Below are 23,695 nucleotides of genomic sequence, written 5' to 3'. Positions count from 1 at the left end.
CTTGTTTGTTTGCGCTTGCGACGCGGTCTCAAGAAAACGCCGCCATGTGATCGTTAACAGCTCAATCGCGTCCCTGGCGCAGATGGAGACCACCTCCGATCAGCAACATGGCCAGCATCACAACACCCCCACCGGCGAGGATCATGTCGGACGCCTTGTTTAGGGTGTTTTCCCGACCGGCGAAGGAAAAGAGAAGGAAGCTCAGCGGAAAAGCCAGGTAACCAAACAGGATCATCCGGCCACCTGGATCACTCATCCGTCTTCGCAGTTTCATCGCAACAGCCAGGAAAAGCATGAAGCCGACGCCAGTCAGCAGGGTGAAAACGGGTTCGAGCAGCTGTTTCATGACAATCTCCTGAGTGAGCGATGACGTTAGCGCGAGCGCGGCCGATTTACCTTCCCCTGATCGGGGGAGCGCGCATTTTCCGGGCCTCCGGAGCGTTTTGGCATGCGCCATTTCCACGCCCCGCCGGAAGCAGGGCGTGAGCAATCCTCACATTCGCGAAAGCTCACAAGCAGTTGATGACGCTGCGCAAACCCGTGTCACCCCGTGAGCATTTTCTTCCGGTTAGCTGATTTGAATGTGATCGCTGACCGATCCCTTTTCTGGGCAGCGCACCAAGCGCCTACCGAAAAAGGGATCGAAAATGAAAAACCAAATCTCCACTGCCCTGCTTATCGCCATCGGCACGCTCGGCGTCTCCTCCACCAGTTTTGCCCAGGACGGCTTCTATGTCTCCGGCGGTCTCAACAACACAACTATCGAACAGGGTCTGACCCGCAATACCGGCAGCAATGGCCCAACCACCGGACCAGCCGACGGGCCCAGCCTCAGCTCCAGCGACCGCGATACCAGCGCTAGTGTCTTCCTGGGCCTGGGCTATCGATGGGAGCTGGAAAACGACTACTTCACCGCCATCGAGGTTTTTTATGCCGATGAAACGGCGGAAACGACGAACATCAACAATGTTCTCATTTCGAATGTCGAGCTGGACAGCTCCTATGGCATCGATTTCCGCGCCGGGCTGGACGTCACCGACCGGTTCGGCGTCTACGGCCTGATCGGTGCCACGAACTACCGTTTCGACAGCAACCTCGCCTACACTTTCGCCCCGCCAACCGATTTGGTTGAGCAGGACGAATGGGCCCTCGTTTACGGCGCCGGCGCCGAGATCGCGCTCACGAACCGCATTTCCGGCTTCGGCGAATACCGCATCAGCACGGATGTCGATTTCGACACTCCGCGCGACAAGGGCGGTATTGTCAGCGAGAATGAACTGGACTTCGCAGGCCTTCGCACAGGCATCCGCTACCGGTTCTAGGCCCGGAGCGGCCCGGCTCTGCACGGGCGGTCGGGCCGCTCAATTCTACAACTCGTCCAGCGAGTGTTCATGGTCATGCGCCTCGGCAATGAGCCAGTCGATGAAACGCTGTGCGTCGACGTCGAGCGGGCGATTGCGGGCGGTCACGATGTGATAGGCCGACCGAACCGGGACCGTGCCATCGGCAAACATGGCGACCAGCCGCCCGGCAGCCAGATCATTCTGGGCCAGGGCACGTTTGGCGAGGGCGACACCGCGGCCGGCAACAGCCGCATCGATGACCAGGGCTGACTGGTTGAAGCGGACGCCGCCCTCGACCCGCAGACCGCGAACACCGCGCGCCCGGAACCAGGACGGCCAGTCCGCGCCATCCACATCACTTTCCGGCGAGGCATCGTGCAACAGGGTCTGCTGCGCCAGATCCGCCGGTGAGCGGATGCTCGAACCATTTCCCAGCAATTGCGGTGAACAGACCGGCAGGACCTCCTCTTTCAGGAGACGCTGTTCATTCAACGTCGCATCGCCGCCGGGACCGTAGCGGATGCCCAGATCCGCTGCTCCGCCCGACAGGTCCGCACGCTCCCGATCGGCCGAAATCCAGACCTCGATATCGGGATAGATTTCCTGGAAGCGATAAAGCCTTGGTGCCAGCCATTTCCCGGCAAAGGACGGCGCTACAGAGACCGTCAGACTGCGGCGCTGGGACGGGCTGCGCATGGCTCTCACCGTGTCGGACAGTCGCGAAAAGGCATCGCTGGCCAGTTCCGCTCCGGCCTTGCCGGCCTCGGTCAGCACCATGACCCGCCCCTGCCGCTCAAACAGGGCCTGACCGATATGATCTTCCAGCAGACGGATCTGCTGGCTGATCGCACCCGGTGTCACGGCAAGTTCCTCTGCTGCCTTGGAGAAGCTCTGCAGGCGGGCAGCGACTTCGAAGGCGCGCAGGGCGTTGAGCGGAGGCAGGCGATCGATGGACATGGCTTTCATATAGTTTTTCTAAACTGAAAAGCCAATATTCCTCGTTTGAATTCACCATAAGCAATAGAAATATTGAACCGGTCGCGCCACGAAAGCGCAGGATCGGATTGAACAATGCGTACATTTCCAGCTTCCATTCCCTTGGAGGGAAAAACGGTCATCGTGTCGGGCTTCGGCCTGATGGCGGAGCCGAAAGTACGTCTATTCAAGGCTTCCCCATGCCGATTGAAGTGGTTCATCGGTGATGCCACTGATCCCGTACCCTCGGACATCGCCCAATACGCCGAGGTTATCCGCCGTGAGCCGACACGGAAGGATTTTCGTGGCGCGACATTAGTTTTCATTGCCGGTGGCGAGACGGACGCGATCGAGCGCCAGGCCGAGGCCGCCCGCAAGGCCGGCGCCCAGGTCAATATCGTCGACAGCCCCGCAGCGTCCGATTACCAGACGCCGGCCATTGTTGATCGCGACGGCATCGTCATCTCGATCGCGTCAGGCGGCGCCGCGCCGGTTCTCTCCGTGGATCTGCGCGCCGCCATCGAACAACTCATCCCGGCCCGTATCGGTGTGATTGCCGATCTGGCGCGCGAACTGCGCTCGACGGTCAAGACCGTTTTCGAACGTTTTGACGACCGCCGCGCCTATTGGGAACGCGCCCTGCGCGGCAAGGCCCGCGACCTGGCGCTCTCCGGCGACAAGTCGGCAGCCCGCCGCGAGATGCTGCGCGAACTCAATGCGCCTGCTCTCGAGAGCAAGGGTATCGTCCACCTTGTGGGCGCCGGGCCGGGTAATCCCGAATTGCTGACGCTGAAGGCTGCACGCCTTTTGCGCGAAGCCGATGTGATCGTGCACGACCGACTGGTCAGTGAAGACGTTCTCGACCTGGCCCGCCGCGATGCTGCGCGCATCGATGTCGGCAAGAAACAGGGTCACCACCCTGTGCCCCAGGAACGTATCGAGGACATTCTCATTCGCGAGGCCCGCAAGGGTCAGCGCGTTGTCCGCCTCAAGGGCGGCGACCCCTTTGTCTTTGGTCGTGGCGGTGAAGAGCTGGAAACCGTGCGCGCTGCCGGTATCGATGTCGAAGTGACGCCCGGCATTTCCGCCGCCGTTGCCTGTGCCGCCTCCGCCGGAATTCCGCTGACCCATCGCGATCACGCGCAAAGCGTGACCTTTGCCTCCGGTGTGGTCAAACAGGATGGCCCGGACGCGGATTACCGCATGCTCGCAGCCCCCAACACGACCGGTGTCTTTTACATGGGTGTTGGTGCCTCGGCCCGGATCGAGACAAAACTCTTGCTGGCCGGACGCGATCCGTCCACGCCCATCGCCATCGTCGAAAACGGCACCCATGCCAATGAGCGGCGCCTGACCGGAACGCTGGGTGAGCTCTCTGCCCTGGTCCAGCGTGAAGCGGTCTCCGGGCCGTCCATCATTTTTGTCGGCGAGACCGCCGCCTTTGCCAATCGCGCAGCTGTGCCTGCGCTGGAGTACTCCGCATGAAAATCATCACCGCAAACCGCCTGACCGATGGTCGCGTGATCTACCGCACCTCTGACGGTCAATGGACGCCCAGCCTGGCTGAAGCCCAGCCGCTGGATAATGACGAAGCCGACAATGCCCTCGCCATCGCAGAGGGCGAGTTTGGCATCGCCGTCGGCCCCTATCTGATCGATTACACCGAGGGCGAACCCGGCGGCCAGAAATGGCGCCGCGAAGGCATTCGCCTCGCCGGCCCGACAGCAGGTACGACCCGCACCCTGGGGGCAGCCTGATGTATCGCTATGACGATTTTGATGCCCGGCTTGTCCGCGAACGCATCGCCGAATTCCGCGACCAGGTCGAGCGCCGCATTGATGGCCGCCTGACCGAGGACCAGTTCAAGCCGCTGCGCCTGATGAATGGTGTCTATCTGCAGCTGCACGCCTACATGCTGCGTGTGGCCATTCCCTACGGTGCCCTGCGTGCCGAACAGATGCGCATGCTGGCGACGATCTCGGGAAAATACGATCGCGGCTACGGACATTTCACCACGCGCCAGAACATCCAGTACAACTGGCCGTCCCTGGTCGATATCCCGGACATTCTCGAGGAGCTGGCCTCGGTCGAGATGCACGCGATCCAGACTTCAGGCAATTGCATCCGCAATGTCACCGCGGACCCGTTTGCCGGTGCAGCCGCAGACGAGCTGGAAGACAGCCGCCCCTGGGCAGAGATCATTCGCCAGTGGTCGACCCTGCACCCGGAATTCACTTTCCTGCCGCGAAAATTCAAGATCGCCATCAATGGCGCTGCCGAGGACCGTGCAGGCATTCGTGTGCACGATATCGGCCTGCAGATCGTTGAGAACGAGGCCGGCGCGCGCGGGTTTGAAGTCTGGGTGGGCGGCGGTCAGGGCCGCACGCCTCGCCTGGCCCGCCTGGTCAAGGATTTCGTCGAGCCGCGTGACCTGCTGAGCTATCTGACCGCCATCCTGCGCGTCTACAACCAGCACGGCCGTCGCGACAATCTCTACAAGGCCCGCATCAAGATCCTGGTCGATGCGCTGGGTGTCGAGGCGTTCGCTGCCGAGGTGGATGAGGAATGGTCCTATATCCGCGACGGCGAGCTGCGCCTGCCGCAATCCGAAATCCTGCGCATTCGCAGTTTCTTCTCCACGCCGTCGATCACGGAAGCATCGCCGGTGCCCGAAGCCGGCCCCGCCGCTTTCCGCCACTGGTTGAAGCACAATCACCGCGACCACCAGACAGCCGGACTGTCCAGCGTCGTCATTTCCCTGAAGCCGATCGGCGGCACACCGGGCGATGCCACGACCGGCCAGATGCAGGTCGTTGCCGATCTGACGGAGCACTACGGCTTTGACGAAGTGCGCGTGACACCAGACCAGAATCTGGTCCTGCCGCATGTGCGCAATGAAGACCTGTTCGCGGTGTGGACAGCCCTGGTTGATGCCAAGCTGGCGACTGCGAATGCTGGCCTGGCGACGGATATCGTGGCCTGCCCCGGCCTGGACTACTGCAACCTCGCCAATGCCCGTTCCATCCCGGTCTCCCAGGCCATCTCCAGCACGCTGGAGGCCGAGGGCCTGTCCGAGGCGGCCGGGGATGTGACCATCAAGATATCCGGCTGCATCAATGCCTGTGGCCACCACCATGTCGCGGCGATCGGCGTTCTGGGCGTCGATAAGCGCGGCGAGGAATTTTACCAGATCACGCTGGGCGGTGCCTTTGGCGCCGATGCCTCGATCGGAGAGATCGTCGGCAAGGGCCTGGCCGCCGAGGACGTACCGGGTGCCATCGCCCGCATCCTCAAATCCTATCTCGCCCAACGCCTGGGCGATGAACGTTTTATCGACACGCTGCGCCGCCTGGGGAGCGACGCTTTCAAGGAGGCTATCTATGCTGACCTCGCAGCTTGATCACCAGACCCGCACCCTTGCCGACGCCCAGCTGGCGGCCGGGGGCGGCGATATCGTCACCCTGAATGGCGCTGACCACTGGCGCGACGTAAAGGATCGCGTCGAAGGCGCAATCCAGGTCGACATAGAATTCGACAGTTTCAAGGACGGTCGAGGCTTCACCCTGGCCAACCAGCTGCGCCAGCGTCTGGGTTATGCCGGTCGCCTGCGCGCAACCGGTGACATCATCCCGGACCAGGCCGGCTTTCTCAAACGTGTGGGTTTTGATGCCATCGCCCCCGATCGCGGCGATCTGGCGGCGGACTGGGCAAAGGCGGAAGCGCAATTCTCTCTGGCCTATCAACCGGCCAATGACCAGTCCGCGACCATCATTGATCTGCGCGAGCGCTCGGGCGCTGACCTGACCCAGCTGAACGCCAAATATCGTGAGCAGGACGCGTTGGAAGTTCTGCGAGACGCCATCGAGAACACCTGGAAGGGCCGCATTGCGATCATGTCCTCCTTTGGCGCCGAAGCCGCGATCGGCTTGCATCTGGTATCGCGTGTGGCACCGGACACCCCGGTTCTTTTCCTGGATACCGGCCGCCTGTTTGCTCAGACCGAGCAGTATCAGCGCGAGCTTAGCGAGAAACTCGGCCTGACCAATGTGCGTGTCATCCGCCCCAGCGAAACCGAGATTTCTGCCGAGGATGCAGATGGCAAGCTGTGGAGCCGCAATGCTGATGCCTGTTGCGACCTGCGCAAGGTCCGCCCGCTTGATGGTGTGCTGAACGAGTATGATGCGCTGATCACCGGTCGCAAACGTTTCCATGGCGGCGACCGGCTGAGCCTGCCCCTGGTGGAACGCATCAATGGCAGTATTCGCGTCAATCCGCTGTCCAACTGGTCAGCCGAAGAGATCGATGCGTATTTTGAACGCTACGATTTGCCGCGACACCCGCTGACGGAAATGGGGTATGCCTCCATTGGCTGCTGGACCTGTACCGCACCGGCAACCGACGGCGATGTCCGCTCCGGCCGCTGGTCCGGCCAGGACAAGTCAGAATGTGGCATTCACCGCCCGAGCCCGCTAGAAGCTCCGGTAGCAGCAGAATAAAGACGAAAGGGCACGCCTCGTGTCTTCACAACATGTTCTGGACCTGATCGGCAATACGCCGCTGATCAGGCTCGACGGGCCGTCGGAAGCGACCGGCTGCGAAATTCTCGGCAAGGCCGAATTCCTCAATCCGGGCGGCTCGGTCAAGGACCGCGCCGCGCTCAATATCGTGCGTGAAGCCGAGGCCGCAGGCACGCTGCGCCCGGGCGGATCCATCGTGGAGGGCACAGCTGGCAATACCGGCATCGGCCTCGCCCTGGTGGGCGGCGCGCTGGGTTATGACGTCACCATCGTCATGCCGCGCACCCAGTCGGAAGAGAAAAAGAATACGGTCCGCTCCTTTGGTGCCCGCCTCATCGAGGTCGATGCCGCGCCGTTCTCAAGCCCGAACCATTTTGTACACTTCTCAAAACGTCTGGCTGAAGAGCTCAATGAGAGCAATCCGGCCGGGGCGATCTGGGCCAACCAGTTTGACAACCTCGCCAATCGCCGGGCCCACGAGAAGACCACCGCCCCGGAAATCTGGGAACAGACCCATGGCCAGGTTGATGGCTTCATCTGTGCGGCAGGCACCGGCGGCACGATCTCCGGTGTTGCCGCAGGTCTGCGCGCTTTCAGCAAGGACGTGAAAATAGGTGTCGCCGATCCGGCGGGCGCTGCGCTCTATAGCTATTACACGACCGGCGAGCTGAAGGGCGAAGGCTCATCCATCACCGAAGGCATCGGTGTGGGCCGTATCACCGGTAATCTTGAAGGGCTTGAGGTCGACAATATCTACCGCATCGAAGACGCGGAAATGCTGCCCATCCTCTATGATCTCATCAAACAGGAAGGCCTTTCACTGGGCGGGTCTGCCGGTGTGAACATCGCTGGCGCGATGCGCCTGGCGCGCGATCTTGGCCCCGGCAAAACCATCGTCACCATGCTGTGTGATGCCGGTGCGCGTTATGCCGGTAAACTGTTCAATCCTGAATTCCTTATGAGCCGGGGCTTGCCCGTTCCCTCGTGGACGATTACCGAAGCGCCCGGGGAAGACGCCTAGGCGCCTCACCGACAGACGAGTTACGAAATGAATGTCATGACCACTGAGCCTGCGCGCGAAAAAAACAAGATCTCGGCCAAGCCGGGCCCGTATACGATCGAGACCGTTCTCTCGGTCAAACACTATACGGATCGCCTCTTTCATTTCCGCATCACCCGCCCGGCGGCCTTCCGCTTTCGGTCTGGCGAATTCATCATGATCGGCCTGCCGAAAGAAGACGGCAAACCCCTGCTGCGCGCCTATTCGGTCGCCAGCCCGTTCTGGGATGAAGCGCTCGATTTCTATTCGATCAAGGTTCCCGATGGTCCGCTGACCTCCCGCCTCCAGCACATCCAGGAAGGCGATGAAATCCTGCTCGGCAAGAAGCCCGTCGGCACGCTGGTGCTCGACGCGCTGAAACCGGGCAAGCGTCTCTACATGGTGTCGACCGGCACGGGCATCGCGCCCTTCGCCAGCCTGATCCGCGACCCGGAGACCTATGAGAAATTCGACGAGGTCATCCTCACACATACCTGCCGCGAGCTGGCGGAACTCAAATACGGCGAAGAGCTGGTCGCCGCGACTAAGGAAGACGAGCTGATCGGCGAAATGGCCCGCGAGAAACTCGTGCACTTCACTTCGGTCACCCGTGATGACGGCCCGGTCAAAGGCCGCGTCACCGACATGATCAATTCCGGCGAGCTGTTCAACCATCTCGGCGTTCCGGCCTTCGACCCGGCAGTAGATCGGGTGATGATCTGCGGATCCGAGGGCTTGCTCAAGGACACCCGCCAGATCTGTCTGGACCGGGGTTTTGTCGAAGGCTCCAACGCCGCACCGGCAGATTTCGTGGTCGAGAAGGCGTTCGTGGCAACGGACTGATGTGATCGTCACGGGTGTCCTTCAAGTCGGCCCTTTCGGGCCGCACCCTATCCGCCCGCTTCGCGGGCACCTTTCCCATCGAGGGAAAGGATAGAACTCCAACAGCGATACAGCCATCCTCGCCCTTGATGGGCGAGGTGGACCATTGCGCAGCAATGGTGGAGTGGGTGCGCGCCGAAGGCGCAGCTAGAAACCCCGCCCGAACATAACTTAATCGTGCACCCCATTGGACCAAGTACCGAGCAGCGCTAGCTTTCCCCCAAACAGATTCGAGGGGACCTCATGCGCTTGCTCTTTGCGATACTGGCGATTTCACTCGCCTTTGCCGGCCGTGCCGCGGCTGAGCCGGTCAGCTTCTACCAGGTTGAAGGTGTCGAATACGATAGCGCCATCACAACACCCGAGGAAGTCCTCGGCTTTGGCGTGGGCGAACATCCGATCCGCCATGACCTGATGGTGCGCTATCTCACCGAGATCGCCGGACAGTCCGACCGCATCCATGTCGAAACCATCGGCTATTCGCACGAGCGGCGTCCGATCCAGTTCTTCGTCGTCACCTCGCCGGAGAACCATGCGCGTCTCGAGGAAATCCGCGAAGCGCACCTGGCCCAGCTTGACCCGTCATCCCCTGCGGGTGATGGCCCCTCGGTCATCTGGATGAATTACGGCGTGCACGGTGCCGAGTCCGCCGGCATGGATGCAGCCATTCCGGTGCTTTATCACTATGCCGCTGCGCAGGGTGAGGAGATCGAGCAGACCCTCAATGACGCTGTCATCCTGATCACGGCCATTTTCAACCCGGACGGCCATGCCCGCCGTGTGAACCATGTCGAGACCTATGGGGCGACGACACGCGTCACCAATCCGGAACACGAACAGCACAATCTGTGGACCGAGGCGCGGACCAATCACTACTGGTTTGACCTCAACCGCCAGTGGCTGTTGCAAACCCAGCCGGAAAGCCGTGCCTGGATGGAACAGTGGCATCGCTGGAAGCCGCAGGTTTCCGCCGATTTCCACGAGATGGGTACGGAGAGCACATTCTATTTCCACCCCGGTGAGCCGCTACGCCGCAATCCGCTGATCCCGGAACGGGCACGTGAACTGACCCAGGGCATCGCCACCCATCACATCGATTTCCTGGACGGTGAAGGCCGTCTCTATACGACCGAGGAAGGTTTCGACAATTTTTATGTCGGCAAGGGTTCCACCTACCCGCAGGTGAATGGTTCGCTGGGCATCCTGTTCGAAATCGGTGCCGCGCGCGGCGGCCTCATCGAGGCGGATCGCGGCATTGTCAGCCATGCCGACAATGTGCGGACGCATTTCCGCACCTCGCTGACCACCGTGTCCGGCGCCCTGGCCCAGAGCGATGATATTGCCGCCTATCAGCGCCAGTTCTTCGCCGACAGCCTGGCCGCAGCCCAGGATAGCCGTATCCGCGGTTATGTCTTCTCGGCAGAAGGTGACCCGGCCCGTCTCAACATGTTTGTCGACCTTATGAATCGCCACGATATAGACGTCTATGAAGCTGGTCGCGAGATCGTCGCCGACGGCCGATCCTATCGGCCGGGCGAGGCGTATGTGATCCCGGTCGAACAGGTACAGTACACCATGCTGCGCTCGGTCTTCGACCAGCCGACCGAGTTCGCGGAGAACATCTTCTACGACGTCTCCGGCTGGACCCTTCCGCTGGCCTTCGATCTGGAATTCGCACCGCTGAACACGCTCAACCCGGCCATGCTGGGCGAACCGGTGATGGCAGGTCCGCTGGCCCGTCCGGCACCGCCGGTCTCCAGCTATGGCTATATCCTGCGCTGGTCGGACTATTACGCGCCACGGTCCCTCTATCGCTTGCTGGACGAAGACATCCGCGTCCGTATCGCCACCCAGGGCACCACGATCAACACGCATGCAGGCCTGGTCGAGTTCGGTCCGGGCACTGTCTTTGTGCCCTTCATGGGCCAGGATGCCAGCCGCGAGGATATCCACGCCCTGGTCAGCACGATTGCCGAAGAAGACGGTGTCGCCGTCTATTCCGCTGTTTCCGGTTCCACCCCGGACAACACGCCGGATCTGGGCGATGGCTCGGGTTTCCGCTCCGTGGACCGGCCGGAAGTTCTGGTGCTCTTCGGCGATGGCCTGGCGCGTTACGACACTGGCGAGGTCTGGCACCAGCTTGATCACCGCATGCACATGCCTGTCACCCTGCGCCGCAAGAGTGATCTGGGCGGGATCGACTGGTCACGCTACACCCACCTGGTCATCGTTGGCGGCAATGCGGATCTGGGCGGCGCCAAGGAACGTGTCGAGCAATGGGTCCGCGAGGAAGGCGGCACGATCATCGCCATGCGCGCCTCCGCCCGCCGCGTCCAGCGTGACTTCCTGCTCGGCGACAACGCCCGCTCCGGCAGCGCCTCCGACCGGGACGGACCGGTAGAACGCCGTGACTATTCCCGCATGTCCACGGATGATGCGGAACATGTCATCGGCGGTGCCATTTTCGAGGGCGATCTCGACACCTCCCACCCGCTGGGCTTTGGCTATTCGGACCGCCTGATTCCCTTGCACCGCAACACCACGCTGACCCTCACCCGTCCCGAACGGGATCCGTTTGCGGTCGTGGTGGAATATGCCGAAAATCCACTGCTGGCCGGTTATGCGTCCCAGCGGCGCCAGAACGAGATCGGCGGCACGCCAGCCGTCATCGCCCAACGCATGGGGCGCGGCAGCATCATCCTGTTCGCGGACAATCCGACTTTCCGAGCGACATTCCGCGGCACGGAACGCATGTTCATGAATTCGGTCTTCTATTCCGGACTCATAAACCGGTCATTCGGCGATTATTGACTGCCGCGGCGAGCGCCACGACATGGTGGAAGAGGCGGAGCCCGGCTTAGTCGACAAGTTTGGAGGATTTAATGGCGGTACACCGCTTGGTATACGTATCCACGACAGCGCCTGGTCTCGACCAACCGAGCCTGGACGCTATTCTCGACGCGGCACGCCGTAATAATGCCGAGATGGGTATTACGGGCTTCCTGCTCTCGCTGGACGGTCATTTCATGCAATTGCTGGAGGGGCCAAAGGCGGCCGTGGAGTCCACCTATCAAGCGATTTGTGCGGATTCTCGCCACTCCAACCCGGTTGTCGTGCTGCAGACAGACGGCGAAACGCGCTGTTTCCCCGACTGGCGTATGGGGTGCCATGTCGCTCGGCAGGTTCGCCCGCAAGCAGACATGAAGCAACAGACATCAACTGGCGTCGCAGGCGCTCTGCCCGTCAGTGTCACACCAGATGTCCGGGCGCTCTTTCTGGGCTTCCGGGGCTCGCCAGGAGTATCCATCGGCGTGCAGTAAAAAAGGCGGCTCCAATGAGCCGCCTTTTCCTTGATCAATTCGTGTCGACCCTATTCGGTGACCGGGAATCCGCGATCCCGCATCAATGCCGAGACTTCGGCATCACGCCCGCGGAACAGGCGATAAGCCTCTGCCGGATCCATCGCATTTCGAGGCGCAAACAGATAGTCGACCAGGCGCTGGGCCATCTCGGCATCATAATAACCACCCGGTGCCGCTTCAAAGGCTTCAGCCGCGTCAGCGGTCAGGACGTCCGCCCACATGTAACCGTAGTAACCGGCGGAATAGCCCTCACCAGAGAAGACATGTCCGAAATGCGGACTGCGGTGACGCATGACGATTTCCGACGGCATGCCCAGACGCTCCAGCGTTTCGCGCTCAAACGTGTCCGGATCACCGATCTCGGCCGGGTCTGTCGTGTGATAGACCATGTCCATCAGGGCCGAGGCGAGATATTCGCCCGTTGCAAAACCCTGATTGAAGTTCGCTGCCTCATTGATGCGCTCGATCAGCGCTTCCGGCATCGGCTCGCCAGTCTCCGCGTGCACGAGATAGTTGGCGATCACCGGTTCGGTCGACAGCCAGCGCTCGAGCAATTGCGACTGGAACTCGGTGTAGTCGCGCACACCGCCATTCAACGTCGGATAGGCGACGTTGGAAGACAGATAGTGCAGGGCGTGGCCAAATTCATGGAAGAAGGTCTCCGCATCATCCCAGCTGACCAGGACCGGCTCACCCGGGGCCGGCTCGACGAAGTTGGAATTGTTCGTCGCCAAGACATTGGTCTGGCCATCAAAGGTGGTGTGGCTACGGAAGCTGTTCGCCCAGGCGCCTGAACGCTTGCCCTGACGAGCGAAGGGATCGAGATACCACAGACCGACATGCTCGCCTGTCTCGCGATTGGTGACTTCCCAGACGCGCACCGTATCATGCCAGACGGAGACCTCGCCCACCGGCAAAGCCCGGAAGTCGAAACCGAACAGTTCGCCGGCCACGTAGAACATGCCCTCGCGCAGATTATCGAGCTGCAGGTATTGGGCGACCTCGTTATTGTCGAGGTCATAACGCGCCTGGCGGACTTTCTCCGCGTAATAGCGATAATCCCACGGCTCGATGGTGATGCCGGCACCATCAGCATCCGCCAGGGCCTGCATATCAGCGACTTCTTCCTCGATGCGCGCCACTGCCGCACCCCAGACACCTTCCATCAATTCCAGCGCACGCTCGGGTGTGCCCGCCATGCGGTTTTCCAGGCGCCACTGAGCGTAATTGTCATAACCCAGCAGCTGGATACGCTCGTGGCGCAGCTGCAGGATCTCGGTGATAATGGCGTTGTTGTCGAATTCATCGCCATTATCGCCGCGGCTGTAATAATTGCGCCAGACCTGTTCGCGCAGCTCACGCTCGTCCGAGAAAGTCAGGAAGGGTGACATGGAAGAACGCGTATTGGTGATCGCGTACTGGCCTTCTTGGCCACGCGCAGATGCCGCTGCTGCAGACGCCTGAACAAAGCCGGACGGCAGGCCAGAGAGCTGGTCAGCGCTCAGATAGGTGACGTAATTCTCCTCATCGTGCAGCACGTTGTTGGAGAATTGCGTGTGCAATTCAGCCAGGCGTTGCTGGATCGCCGCATAACGCTCGGCCGCCTCGCCTTCCAGCGTCGCGCCATTGCGGGCGAAACCATCATAGGTCAGCTGGACAAGGCGCTGTTGGTCAACACGAAGGCCGGACATTTCCGCGCCCTCATACACAGCACGGACGCGGCTGAAGAGCGCCTCGTTCTGGGTGATCCGGGAGTTGAACGCCGCTAGCTGCGGGGAGAGCTCGCGCTGGATATCGCGGAATTCCGGCGTCGACACATTCGATGACCAGATACCCCAATAGCTGAAGACACGGCCAAGCGGCTGACCTGCTCGCTCGAGCGCAACGATCGTGTTCTCGAAACTCGCGGGTTCCGGATTGTTCACGATGGCATCGACTTCGGCCAGGTTCAGCGCCATGCCTTCCTCGACCGCAGAACGCAGGCCAGCCAGCGTCGCGCTCTGAAAGTTCGGCACGCCCTGATACGGGCCGCTCCACTCGGCCAGCAGGACATTGTCGGACATCGTGGCCTCAGCCGCAGATTCGACCTGGGCATCGTTGGCAGCGGTCATATCGGTTTCAGTCTCACTGTCCGGCGTACAGGCAGCCGCCAAAACGGCCAGCCCCGCCACGGACATCAAAAGCACATTGCGCATTGCGTTTTCCCCTTCAGCAATCACTGCCGGGAAATCTATCGAGTGAAAGGAAGAGATTAAAATGAAACATGCATCATGACGCAGCCCGGAGAGATGAACTCTTCGCGAGATTAACCAAGCGCTAAGGGATTCGCCGCTCTCTCGCCCTATTCGCTTGGCAATAGATCCGCGAACCCAGTTTTGGAGAGTATCATGCGCCGCGCCCTTTCTGCATTTGCTGCCCTGAGCCTTCTGGCCGCTCCCGGGCTGGCCCAGGACCCCGATTATGGTCAGCCAAGCGAGTACTCCGAACCCGTTGACACCTATTCCCAGGATGAGGTCGTCGATGCTGTCGCTGACTTCTTCGGCGTCACCGCGGAAGCTGCGGCCAGCGTGCTGGAGCGCGTGTTTTCCGATCTCGGGCGCCCGGTTGGCTATGTTGCCGGCGAGGAAGTCGCAGGCGCAGTCGGCATCGGCCTTCGCTATGGCGAAGGCTATCTGACACTGAAATCCGGCGAGCGCGAGAAAGTCTATTGGCGCGGCCCCTCCATCGGGTGGGATGCCGGTGGCAATGCCAGCCGCGTGTTTGTACTGGTCTATAATCTGGACGATGTCGATCGCCTGTATCAGCGTTTTCCGGGCGTCGAGGGATCGGCCTATTTCATCGCTGGCCTGGGCGTGAATTATCAGCGCGCTGACGAGATCACCCTCGCCCCGATCCGTTCCGGTGTCGGCCTACGCGCCGGTGCGAATGTTGGCTATCTGGCCTATTCGCGTAATCGCCGCTGGCTGCCGTTCTAGCCATGCAGATCCGCGCTTTCGACGAGGATGAGACAGACGGCGTCCGGCAATTGCTGGACGCCGCTTTTGATGGCGTAGCAGAAAGCCGGATTGTGCGCGCACTTCGCGCGGCCGACGCGGATACGCTGGAACTTGTCGCCGAAGACCATGGACGTATCGTCGGGGAGATCATGTTCGCCCCGGTCACAGGGCGGACCACCTCGGGAACCGAACTCTACGGCATCGGGCTTGGCCCCGTTGCTGTCGCGCCGGATGTACAGAAACGCGGCATCGGCAGCGCCCTGATCGAACACGGGCTGGAGTATCTGAAGAAGCTGGGCGTTCCCTTCTGCGTCCTGCTCGGTGACCCCGCCTACTACAAGCGGTTCGGCTTCACGCCGGCACGCGATATCAACTGGTTCTGGGAGGCCGACCCGGAAGCGACGTACGGCGATGCCTTCCAGTTGCTCAGCCTGTCTGGCGCGCCGATAGATGTCACCCACGTGACGATTGCCTATCACGCCGCGTTCGCAGCGGACGAGGACTGAAGCCGCACAGGGACGACCGGCTGCCAAAAGGGGACGGGACCCGGGCGTTTCCCCTTCGCCCTAGCCTCTCAAAATGCGATACTTCCCGTAAGACGTGTTTGTTGAGAGTGGGGAGAGATCATGGCGAACGGACTTGTACTTCTGGCCGGGATCGGGCTGTTGATCCTGCTGGTGCTGGCGCGGCAGATCCCACTGCAATTGCTCTCCCGCGTCGTCGCCCCGGTTTTCCGCCCGGTCATGCGCATCTTCCGCATCAAGCCGAGCGGAAATGCCTCGGCGGGCATGGTGAAGTCTGCGCACAGCGGTACCAGTGCCTGGGCTGCCCTGTCCCGGGCCTCGCGACCACAGACCGAGACCGAGCGGGCCCTGGGCGAGGATTTCAAGCACGAAGACAAACACATCACTCGCCATGGCGTGCTTTTCAACTGGCTGAGCGTGGTTGTCGGTTATATCAAAATGCCCACCGAGCTGAGCGATGAGGTCGCCGAGCGTTATCACGCCGAAGGTACGCGTTTCCTCAACGGTCGGGTCCCGATCTCGGCTGACTGTCAGAACCTCTATGAAGATGAGGAAGGTGCGATCATCGCCCGCCACTTCCCCGAAGATGCCGGCTGCCTTTACCTGCTCAACCAGATGCGCAAGGAGATCAACGGCAATGTGCGCAAGCTGACTGTGGTCTTTTCCGCCATCATCTCCTCCATCCTGATCATCAACCTGATCTATAATGATGGTGTGGCGCTGGGCCTGGCCGCGATGATGGGGCTGGGTGATGGTTTGCAGCTGGGTCCGCTGGCAATGGATGTGACTGACATCAACCAGGCCGGGTTTGCCGCCCTGACGACGCTGGGCGGCGCCTTTGCCATGTGGATTGCCTATTACGTGGAGTACGCGCCTTATCAGCGCAACAACTTCCGCGAACTGTCCAATTTCATCACCCGCTATCTGGCGCGCATGAACGACCATTTCCGCACCGCCGAGGGGCTGGCGAAATCAGTGACTGTCGGTCAGGAAAAGGATGCCAGCGAATTCTCCAAACAGGCCCGCAAATGGCACACGACCGTTTTGTGGATCGCGTGGCGCATCTTCTTCATCGAGAGCTTCATCCGCGGGGTGATGTTCCAGATCCTGCGCAATTCCGGCTATTACCTGGTGATGATCCCGGCGCTGTTCCTGATCGTCATGGTCGGAGTGAACAGCATATTCGCCGACAGCCTCGCCTTTGACCTCTGGGCTCGCATTGCCGATCTCGGACTGATCTTCGCCTTCCTCTTCATCGCCCTCATCGGGGTTTATGTGATCTTCCTGCGTCACTCGATGACGAGTATCGACGAGATCAACCAGGATGAGTGGATCGGTTTTGACAGCCTGCTGCTGGACAATGTGCTGGGCGAAATGGTTGGCAAATATGCCGAGGATGTCGGCTACTGGAAAAACCGCATCGGCGGCAGTTTCTAGCCGGATATCTGCACACACAAAAACGGGGCCTTGCGGGGCCCCGTTCTCATTCAACGCTTTCGCCTGGATCAGTCACCAGTGCTCGGCTGCCCATTCCCGGCCGAGAAGGGTCCGTAATAGCTGTCGGGCGTATCTGCACGGCGACGCTCACCGGCATAGTCACCGTAATCACCGCGCTCGCCCTCATGGCGTGCGTGATGGCCACGATAATGGCTTGGCACACAGTCACCGCAGGACTGGGCGACCTGCGCGCGAACATCAGCCATGCGCTCGGCCAATTGGTGGAAGCGCACCTGGCTGTCAGACCACTGGCCCTGGATCCGGTTACAATCGCTCTCCGTATAATCATTCTGGATCATGCACTGATTATAGGCTCGACAGCTCTGGACGACCGCGTCATAGGAGCCATCAAGTTCTGCCTCGAACTGGGAAATCAGATACACCACATCCGAAACGGCCGGCTCGTGGTTGTTATAGGCGCTCGGCGAACGAGGGCTTTGATCCGGGGCGCCTTGCGGAAGCGTTACCCCGCCGATTTCCGGCCCTTGCATGATACCCAACCCACGACGCATCTCCCGCACGCCCGTGAGATAGATATTGCGATCTTGTTCGTAAGAGGTCGCGGAACAAATGCTGCGAGCCTCAAGGTCGGTATCAACCGCCGGAACGATACCCGCGTGGAACATATGTTCGTGCGAACCAGCAGATTGACAGCCTGCCAGCGCGATAAGAGCAAGTCCAAGTCCGAGTTTCTTCATCTTTCCACTCCCTCCGGGCGCCGATCAGGGCGCCGGGTCCTCTTCGGCAGCGGCGGCACGTTCAGCAACCGCTGTCAGATAACATCCAGGCTGAATGGCCCGATAGGCTGCGTCGGCCTCGGCCTCGTCGAGGCGGGCCTGCCAGGCTTCCCAGAACGGATCTCGGGCCTGGGCGGCCTCACTGGCCAGACGGGCCGCGATATTGTCCCAGCGTGACACCGCGTCCTGGCGGAAACCCTCATTGTCACGAATAAAGCGCGCACGACCGTGCTCCAGCTCGGCGGCGCGGCGCAGATAGCTGTCCGCACGCTCTGGGCTCTCGACGACACCGCACATGCGATAGCTGCCCTGGATCGTTCCGGTGCCATAAATCAGGGCGAGGTTGAAATTGGCTTCCGGATGACCGCGCGTCGCAGCGATCTCCAGCCATTCAATGGCCATGTCGACATTCAGTTCCACACCCAGACCGGTCGCAAACATGATGCCCAGCAGGTTCTGGGCGCCAGGATCGCGAGCAGTGATGGCAGCGTGACAGATCAGGTCGACCGTCTCGCGCGGATTGAGCGCGCCGGTCTGGTCAAAGCCCATATCAGCCTGGAAGTCGCGAACCGCGCGGCGGGTGTTCGGACCATAGGACCCATCCACCTCATCGGCGTAATACCCCAACGCAGCCAGGGATTGCTGCCGCAGTTGAAGATCGATGATACCGCCGCCCTCGACTTCACCAAGGCGATGGCCACGGGAAATTCGCTCAAGGCTTTCATAAGTCGTACGGCAGGCCTGGGCGAGTGTCGCCGCCTGCATGCGCTGCTGGGCAACCAGAGAGGCCTGGGCACCACGATAGGCACCGATCTCCAGCGAACGATCCCAGGCGCGACGGGCAAAGTCGAGCTGGCCGATGGACTGATAGGCGTCACCGATGCGCAGCCAGCAACGCGCCAGGTCGGCGTCCGTCACCGGGCCTTCATAATCGTTGCAGATATCGTCACCCGGTGTCGGGTAGTATTCGTCATAACTGCCACGACGACCGGAACTGCCGGAGCGGCGCGAGGATCCGTTGATCTGGCGTGTGCCCGAAACACGATCGGACACCGGCAGCTCATCCTCGTCATCATCGGTAGCGGGACGCGCGGACAGGTTTGGCGGCGGATCGGGTATGGGCTGGCCACTGGCTGCCGCCGGATTGGTCGATTGTGTGCCCGGCATGGCCGCGGTAGCCGTCATCAGACCGCTTTCGTTCTGTTGCGGCAACACCAGGGGGTCACTGGTCTGTTGTGGCAATGCAGCCTCGGATTCACAGGCATTGTTGGCGCAGAAACCAGCGCGATAGCTTCGCATGTGGGTAAAGCCCAGAAGCACGACAAGGCCAATCAGCACGAGCACGGTCGCAGCCGCTTGCGCGAGAAAGGCAGTCCACCGCTCCAGCATTCGATACTCCCCCCCGGAAACTACTTGCGGCTGCAAAATGATTCGCCCCGCAACACCCCCGATTAGCCCGGGCAATAAACCGTAACGGGCAATCAGGCGCTTAACGCTCCATTAACGATGTTAGCTCGACCGGTCCTTTCAGGCCATACGCCAGAGACGATTTTTCCCAAAAAATTGATCAACTCTCGGTGGAATAGACGAGATTCCCCAATGGGTTGAATTAATTCGATCAGGCTCTCGCATTGCGATAGTCAGGCGCGCTCGAAACGCAAGCCGGGCCAGAGGCGCGATTGTTCATCACATTTGGCATTCCATGCCGCCGCTCCGGAAAGGTCCGGCGCCGGGCGTATATGAAGGCTCAAAAGCTCCTCGAAACCGAAAGGCGCATGCAGCGCCGGCTGGCCGTTAGCGCCGACAAACAGCCCGATTGCATGGGTACGAGAAGCAAACTTTTCGACCGCTTCAAGCGATGAAGACAATGCCTCCCGCCGGGTGCCGAATTTCCTGTTGAACCAGATGTGCACACGCGCCTGGTTGCACGCTTCGACCTCGATACCACGTTCGCGAAAAGCGTCTGCGATGGAGACCTCAATCGCCGCCTCGCTGGTTTCGGTCAGGTCGTCCGGATTGAAATAGGCTAGGTCGTAATCATTGACGCCGAAATCCGGTGCCTCGCCCAACAGCGCATTCCAGACGGCCTTGTAGACCGAGCCTGCCATCAGGAAGGGCTCGGGCAGCCCCCGGACTAGATCGTGCTCGAGGATGGCGCGATGGTGCGGATTGGCCAGGACGGCATCGAGCACGAACCGGGACTGCACGTCCCGGCTCGCATTTCGGATCTCGTCCAGATCGATGGCCATGCCGGACTAGCTGCGCAGGCTGCCGCCCGTTGCACCGGTTACCTTGGCGACAATCTTGCCGGCGACCGCCTCGATTTCCTCGTCTGTCAGAGTCTTTTCACGTGGTTGGAGCGTGACTTCCAGCGCCAGTGAAACCTGGCCTTCCGGAACACCCTTGCCCTCATAGACATCGAAGACAGAAACACCCGTGATCAGCTGTTTGTCCGCGCCCTTGGCCGCACGGATCGCTGCATCGGCTGCAACGCTCTTGTCGACCAGGAAGGCGAAGTCACGACGCACCGGCGTCAGGTCCGCCTTGTCCAGCTGGGTGCGGGCTTTCAGACCGGACACCTTTTTCGGCATCGGGATATTGTCCAGAACGATCTCGAAAGCGAGAACACGACCGTCAATATCCAGCGCCTTGAGCACGCGCGGATGGATCTCGCCAAACTCGGCCATGACGTTTTTCGGCCCCAGGCGCATGACACCGGAACGACCCGGATGCCACCACTCGCGCGCTTCGGCCACCGTCTGCAGCGAGCCGACCGGCGCACCGGCCGCTTCCAGAGCGGCCATGACATCGGCTTTGACGTCGAACACATCGGGCTCGCGCTGACCGGTCCAGTGACGGTCCGCCTGCACCGGCATGACGCCGGTTGCGACAAGGCGCTGGCCGTCAGGCGCATCGGACAGATAAATCGGTCCGACCTCGAAGAGGGCTGCACCGGCCTGGCCGCGATCCGCATTGGCCTGCATGGCCGTCAGCAGGTGGATCAGCGCGGTCGGGCGCATGACGTCCAGCTCGGATGAAATCGGATTGTCCAGCGTCAGGCCTTCGCCATGACCGCCAAACAGCGCGGCCTGGGAAGTTTCACAGAAGGACCAGGTCACGGCCTCGCTGTAACCCCGGCTGGCCAGGGCGCGACGCGCGTAACGCGCACGCAGTTGCATCGGTGTGGCCGGCGCTTCGCGGCGGCCCGGCAAACGCGGCAGGGACAGGGCTTCGAGATTGTCGAAACCGTGGATCCGGGCGACTTCCTCGACCAGATCGGCTTTCTGCGAACAATCCAGACGCCAGCTGGGCACACCCACGGTCAGCATATCGCCCTCGCCGACCGGTTCGAAACCGAGCGTTTCCAGGATGCGCACGATCTCTTCACGCGGAAGGTCCAGCCCGGTCAGGCGCTTGACCTCGGTGACCGGGAACTCGATGTCGGCCGGCTTGGCCGGAACTTCGCCCGCGACCAGAACCTCGGAGGCTTCACCCCCGCAGATATCCAGGATCAGGCGAGTGGCGTATTCGATGCCGTCACGGCAGGACGCCGGGTCCACACCGCGCTCGTAACGGTATTTCGCATCACTATCGATGCCGGTGGCCTTGGCGGTGGCGCGGGTGATCAGCGGATCGAACCAGGCGGCTTCGATGAAGACATCCGTCGTATCGCTCTCACAGCCGGAATAAACACCGCCCATGACGCCGCCAAAACCGAGCGCGCGCGCCTCGTCGGCGATGACACACATGCTGTCAGCCGGGACATATTCCTTGTTGTCCAGCGCCTCGAACCTGTCCGTCTCGCCAGCCCCCTTGCGGGCATGGATGGCGCCGGTCAGCTTGCTGGCATCATAGACGTGCAGCGGACGACAGCGGTCGTAGGAAATCAGATTGGTGATGTCGGCTAGGGCGTTGATCGGGCGCAGACCGATGGAGGTCAGCGCCTTTTTCAGCCAGTCCGGGCTCTCCACATTCTTCACGCCGCGCACTATGCGGCCCATGAAGACCGGGCAGGCTTCCGGCCAGTCCAGCTTGATCTCGACCGGGCACGGGAATGAGCCCTCGATCTCGTTGACCGGAACATCCTTCAGCGTACCGATACCGGTCGCGGCCAGATCACGGGCAATACCGCGCACACCCAGCCAGTCGGGACGGTTCGGGGTAACTTCAAAGTCGATGACCGGGTCGTCCTGGCCCAGGGCGACGACAGCCGGGGTTCCAACTTCCCACTCGCCGTCCAGGTCGATGATGCCGTCATGGTCCTCGCCGAGCTCGAGCTCCTTGGCCGAACACATCATGCCATGGCTTTCAACGCCTCGGATCTTGCGTGGCTTCTTGTCCAGCGCAAAGTCGAGGCCGGGAATATAGGTCCCCAGGGGTGCATACACAGCATACATGCCGGCACGGGCATTGGGCGCACCACAGACGATCTGTTTCTCGCCATCCCTGGTGTCGACCGTGCACACACGCAGCTTGTCAGCATCGGGGTGTTTCACCGCGTCCTTGACGTAGCAGACGGTAAACTCGCCAAACTTCTCGGCCGGATTGTCGATATCTTCGATCTCCAGACCTGCCATGGTCATGGCATCGGCGATCTCGGCCAGAGATGCGTCGGTCTCGAGGTGATATTTCAGCCAGGAAAGAGGGAATTTCATAGCAATCTTCTTTAGCTAAGGCCGGTCGCCAGGTTGGCCTGGAGCAGCGGGCTGAAGCCGTAATGGGCCAGCCAGCGCTTGTCGGAATTGAAGAAGTCACGCAGGTCCGGCGCGCCGTATTTCAGCATCGCCAGGCGATCCACGCCCATACCGAAGGCAAAGCCCTGGTATTCGTCCGGATCGAGACCGCAATTGCGGATCACGTTCGGGTGGACCATGCCGCAGCCCAGGATTTCCATCCATTTATCGCCCTGACCGACTTTCACGGCCTGGCCAACCCGCTCATACTTCACGTCCATCTCTGCAGACGGCTCGGTGAAGGGGAAGTGGTGCGGACGGAATTGCGCCTCGACCTTGTCGGTCTCGAAGAAGGCGGCGATGAAATCCAGCAGCACACCCTTGAGGTGGCCCATATGGGTGTCCTTGTCGATGACCAGGCCTTCGACCTGGTGGAACATCGGCGTGTGGGTCTGGTCCCAGTCACAGCGATAGACACGGCCCGGCGCGATAATGCGGATCGGCGGCTTCTGCTCGAGCATGGTGCGGATCTGGACCGGCGAGGTATGCGTGCGCAAAACCTTGCGATTGCCGTCGGCATCCGGCTGCATGAAGAAGGTGTCCTGGGTGTCGCGGGCCGGGTGGCCTTCCGGGAAGTTCAGCGCGGTGAAATTATGGAAATCGTCCTCGACATCGGGACCTTCCGCCACGGCGAAACCCATATCGGCAAAGATCACGGCCAGCTCTTCCATCACTTGGGTGATCGGGTGCAGCGAGCCTTGTGGCTGCGGGCGCACCGGCAGGGAGATATCCACGGTCTCGCTGGCAAGGGCCGCATCTAGCGCCGCATTTTCCAGCGTATCCTTGCGTGCCGTGATGGCGTCATTGAGCCGGGTCTTCAGGCCATTCAGGGCCGGCCCCATGACCTGGCGCTCTTCCGGGCTCATCTTGCCCAGCTCGCGCATCATAAGGCTCACCGAACCCTTCTTGCCGAGCGCGGAAACGCGGATTTCATCGAGACCAGCCTCATTACCGGCTGCTTCGATCTGGGAGAGAACATCGCGTTCAAGCGTGTCGAGATTGGACGTGTCTGTCATGCTGTGACCCTTACCTGTCCTGCAGGGTTTAACCGGTGATTTTTCAGGTGTCGACCGGGAGGCGCGGTCAAACT

The 23,695-nt window shown here is 61.1% G+C and carries 20 protein-coding genes; 12 read left to right on the top strand and 8 right to left on the bottom strand.

Translation table 11 applies throughout. From position 1 onward, the window contains the following. Positions 1–61: 61 nt before the first annotated feature. The gene (locus JJ889_RS03020; RefSeq protein WP_291891418.1) at positions 62–346 is read right to left on the bottom strand and encodes a hypothetical protein; all 285 of its coding nucleotides are present in this window, start codon (positions 344–346) and stop codon (positions 62–64) included. Between the two features lie 301 nt (positions 347–647). Between JJ889_RS03020 and JJ889_RS03015 the strand changes: the two genes are divergently transcribed. Further along, complete coding sequence (locus JJ889_RS03015) at positions 648–1,322, top strand: outer membrane beta-barrel protein (RefSeq protein WP_291891417.1); 675 nt, start codon at positions 648–650, stop codon at positions 1,320–1,322. A 45-nt stretch (positions 1,323–1,367) separates the two neighbouring features. Here the strand turns inward: JJ889_RS03015 and gcvA are convergent, their stop codons facing one another. Continuing rightward, positions 1,368–2,309, bottom strand: coding sequence for a transcriptional regulator GcvA (gene gcvA, locus JJ889_RS03010; protein ID WP_291891416.1), 942 nt, complete (start codon positions 2,307–2,309; stop codon positions 1,368–1,370). A gap of 105 nt (positions 2,310–2,414) precedes the next feature. Between gcvA and cysG the strand changes: the two genes are divergently transcribed. The 8 genes from cysG to JJ889_RS02970 all read left to right on the top strand — a co-directional run bounded on the left by cysG (position 2,415) and on the right by JJ889_RS02970 (position 12,076). Next, positions 2,415–3,803, top strand: coding sequence for a siroheme synthase CysG (gene cysG / locus JJ889_RS03005; protein ID WP_291891415.1), 1,389 nt, complete (start codon positions 2,415–2,417; stop codon positions 3,801–3,803). Next, the gene (locus JJ889_RS03000) at positions 3,800–4,075 is read left to right on the top strand and encodes a DUF2849 domain-containing protein (protein ID WP_291891414.1); all 276 of its coding nucleotides are present in this window, start codon (positions 3,800–3,802) and stop codon (positions 4,073–4,075) included. Before cysG ends, JJ889_RS03000 begins: the two co-directional genes overlap by 4 nt. Further along, positions 4,075–5,718, top strand: a complete 1,644-nt coding sequence (locus JJ889_RS02995; protein ID WP_291891413.1) for a nitrite/sulfite reductase — start codon at positions 4,075–4,077, stop codon at positions 5,716–5,718. Before JJ889_RS03000 ends, JJ889_RS02995 begins: the two co-directional genes overlap by 1 nt. Next, positions 5,699–6,814, top strand: coding sequence for a phosphoadenylyl-sulfate reductase (locus tag JJ889_RS02990; RefSeq protein ID WP_291891412.1), 1,116 nt, complete (start codon positions 5,699–5,701; stop codon positions 6,812–6,814). Before JJ889_RS02995 ends, JJ889_RS02990 begins: the two co-directional genes overlap by 20 nt. A 19-nt stretch (positions 6,815–6,833) precedes the next feature. Then, the gene (locus JJ889_RS02985) at positions 6,834–7,856 is read left to right on the top strand and encodes a cysteine synthase A (RefSeq protein ID WP_291891411.1); all 1,023 of its coding nucleotides are present in this window, start codon (positions 6,834–6,836) and stop codon (positions 7,854–7,856) included. A gap of 27 nt (positions 7,857–7,883) precedes the next feature. Beyond that, on the top strand, positions 7,884–8,717 hold the full coding sequence (locus JJ889_RS02980) for a ferredoxin--NADP reductase (RefSeq protein WP_366940030.1): 834 nt from the start codon (positions 7,884–7,886) through the stop codon (positions 8,715–8,717). A gap of 282 nt (positions 8,718–8,999) precedes the next feature. Continuing rightward, on the top strand, positions 9,000–11,567 hold the full coding sequence (locus JJ889_RS02975) for a M14 family zinc carboxypeptidase (RefSeq protein ID WP_291891409.1): 2,568 nt from the start codon (positions 9,000–9,002) through the stop codon (positions 11,565–11,567). A gap of 71 nt (positions 11,568–11,638) precedes the next feature. Further along, the gene (locus JJ889_RS02970) at positions 11,639–12,076 is read left to right on the top strand and encodes a BLUF domain-containing protein (RefSeq protein ID WP_291891408.1); all 438 of its coding nucleotides are present in this window, start codon (positions 11,639–11,641) and stop codon (positions 12,074–12,076) included. Positions 12,077–12,126: 50 nt separating this feature from the next. On the opposite strand, the gene JJ889_RS02965 is transcribed toward JJ889_RS02970, so the two are convergent. Then, on the bottom strand, positions 12,127–14,313 hold the full coding sequence (locus tag JJ889_RS02965; RefSeq protein ID WP_291891407.1) for a M3 family metallopeptidase: 2,187 nt from the start codon (positions 14,311–14,313) through the stop codon (positions 12,127–12,129). Positions 14,314–14,505: 192 nt separating this feature from the next. On the opposite strand from JJ889_RS02965, the gene JJ889_RS02960 reads away from it, so the two are divergent. The 3 genes from JJ889_RS02960 to JJ889_RS02950 all read left to right on the top strand — a co-directional run bounded on the left by JJ889_RS02960 (position 14,506) and on the right by JJ889_RS02950 (position 17,075). Beyond that, complete coding sequence (locus tag JJ889_RS02960) at positions 14,506–15,093, top strand: DUF1134 domain-containing protein (RefSeq protein ID WP_291891406.1); 588 nt, start codon at positions 14,506–14,508, stop codon at positions 15,091–15,093. Positions 15,094–15,095: 2 nt separating this feature from the next. Next, positions 15,096–15,620, top strand: coding sequence for a GNAT family N-acetyltransferase (locus JJ889_RS02955; protein ID WP_291891405.1), 525 nt, complete (start codon positions 15,096–15,098; stop codon positions 15,618–15,620). Between the two features lie 120 nt (positions 15,621–15,740). Beyond that, positions 15,741–17,075, top strand: coding sequence for a hypothetical protein (locus tag JJ889_RS02950; protein ID WP_291891404.1), 1,335 nt, complete (start codon positions 15,741–15,743; stop codon positions 17,073–17,075). A gap of 68 nt (positions 17,076–17,143) precedes the next feature. Here JJ889_RS02950 and JJ889_RS02945 read toward each other — a convergent pair whose 3' ends face one another. The 5 genes from JJ889_RS02945 to pheS form a co-directional block, all read right to left on the bottom strand. Then, positions 17,144–17,833: a hypothetical protein gene (locus JJ889_RS02945; protein WP_291891403.1), complete on the bottom strand. Its 690-nt coding sequence runs from the start codon at positions 17,831–17,833 to the stop codon at positions 17,144–17,146. Positions 17,834–17,857: 24 nt separating this feature from the next. Then, positions 17,858–19,261: a peptidoglycan-binding protein gene (locus JJ889_RS02940; protein WP_291891402.1), complete on the bottom strand. Its 1,404-nt coding sequence runs from the start codon at positions 19,259–19,261 to the stop codon at positions 17,858–17,860. Between the two features lie 251 nt (positions 19,262–19,512). After that, complete coding sequence (locus JJ889_RS02935; protein ID WP_291891401.1) at positions 19,513–20,121, bottom strand: nucleotidyltransferase family protein; 609 nt, start codon at positions 20,119–20,121, stop codon at positions 19,513–19,515. A 6-nt stretch (positions 20,122–20,127) separates the two neighbouring features. Next, positions 20,128–22,527: a phenylalanine--tRNA ligase subunit beta gene (gene pheT / locus JJ889_RS02930; RefSeq protein WP_291891399.1), complete on the bottom strand. Its 2,400-nt coding sequence runs from the start codon at positions 22,525–22,527 to the stop codon at positions 20,128–20,130. Between the two features lie 11 nt (positions 22,528–22,538). Next, a complete protein-coding gene (gene pheS / locus JJ889_RS02925; RefSeq protein ID WP_291891397.1) occupies positions 22,539–23,621 on the bottom strand; it encodes a phenylalanine--tRNA ligase subunit alpha in 1,083 nt (360 codons plus the stop codon). Positions 23,622–23,695 lie beyond the last annotated feature (74 nt).

It is taken from the genome of Maricaulis sp. (assembly GCF_017643475.1).
GTDB lineage: Bacteria > Pseudomonadota > Alphaproteobacteria > Caulobacterales > Maricaulaceae > Maricaulis.
This window is presented reverse-complemented; position numbering and strand designations above follow the sequence as displayed.

Excerpts from the sequence above, each read along its gene's own strand:
- JJ889_RS03020 (WP_291891418.1), bottom strand. The coding sequence starts at position 346 with ATGAAACAGCTGCTCGAACCCGTTTTCACCCTGCTGACTGGCGTCGGC.
- JJ889_RS03015 (WP_291891417.1), top strand. The coding sequence starts at position 648 with ATGAAAAACCAAATCTCCACTGCCCTGCTTATCGCCATCGGCACGCTC.
- gcvA (WP_291891416.1), bottom strand. The coding sequence starts at position 2,309 with ATGAAAGCCATGTCCATCGATCGCCTGCCTCCGCTCAACGCCCTGCGC.
- cysG (WP_291891415.1), top strand. The coding sequence starts at position 2,415 with ATGCGTACATTTCCAGCTTCCATTCCCTTGGAGGGAAAAACGGTCATC.
- JJ889_RS03000 (WP_291891414.1), top strand. The coding sequence starts at position 3,800 with ATGAAAATCATCACCGCAAACCGCCTGACCGATGGTCGCGTGATCTAC.
- JJ889_RS02995 (WP_291891413.1), top strand. The coding sequence starts at position 4,075 with ATGTATCGCTATGACGATTTTGATGCCCGGCTTGTCCGCGAACGCATC.
- JJ889_RS02990 (WP_291891412.1), top strand. The coding sequence starts at position 5,699 with ATGCTGACCTCGCAGCTTGATCACCAGACCCGCACCCTTGCCGACGCC.
- JJ889_RS02980 (WP_366940030.1), top strand. The coding sequence starts at position 7,884 with ATGAATGTCATGACCACTGAGCCTGCGCGCGAAAAAAACAAGATCTCG.
- JJ889_RS02975 (WP_291891409.1), top strand. The coding sequence starts at position 9,000 with ATGCGCTTGCTCTTTGCGATACTGGCGATTTCACTCGCCTTTGCCGGC.
- JJ889_RS02970 (WP_291891408.1), top strand. The coding sequence starts at position 11,639 with ATGGCGGTACACCGCTTGGTATACGTATCCACGACAGCGCCTGGTCTC.
- JJ889_RS02965 (WP_291891407.1), bottom strand. The coding sequence starts at position 14,313 with ATGCGCAATGTGCTTTTGATGTCCGTGGCGGGGCTGGCCGTTTTGGCG.
- JJ889_RS02960 (WP_291891406.1), top strand. The coding sequence starts at position 14,506 with ATGCGCCGCGCCCTTTCTGCATTTGCTGCCCTGAGCCTTCTGGCCGCT.
- JJ889_RS02955 (WP_291891405.1), top strand. The coding sequence starts at position 15,096 with ATGCAGATCCGCGCTTTCGACGAGGATGAGACAGACGGCGTCCGGCAA.
- JJ889_RS02950 (WP_291891404.1), top strand. The coding sequence starts at position 15,741 with ATGGCGAACGGACTTGTACTTCTGGCCGGGATCGGGCTGTTGATCCTG.
- JJ889_RS02945 (WP_291891403.1), bottom strand. The coding sequence starts at position 17,833 with ATGAAGAAACTCGGACTTGGACTTGCTCTTATCGCGCTGGCAGGCTGT.
- JJ889_RS02940 (WP_291891402.1), bottom strand. The coding sequence starts at position 19,261 with ATGCTGGAGCGGTGGACTGCCTTTCTCGCGCAAGCGGCTGCGACCGTG.
- JJ889_RS02935 (WP_291891401.1), bottom strand. The coding sequence starts at position 20,121 with ATGGCCATCGATCTGGACGAGATCCGAAATGCGAGCCGGGACGTGCAG.
- pheT (WP_291891399.1), bottom strand. The coding sequence starts at position 22,527 with ATGAAATTCCCTCTTTCCTGGCTGAAATATCACCTCGAGACCGACGCA.
- pheS (WP_291891397.1), bottom strand. The coding sequence starts at position 23,621 with ATGACAGACACGTCCAATCTCGACACGCTTGAACGCGATGTTCTCTCC.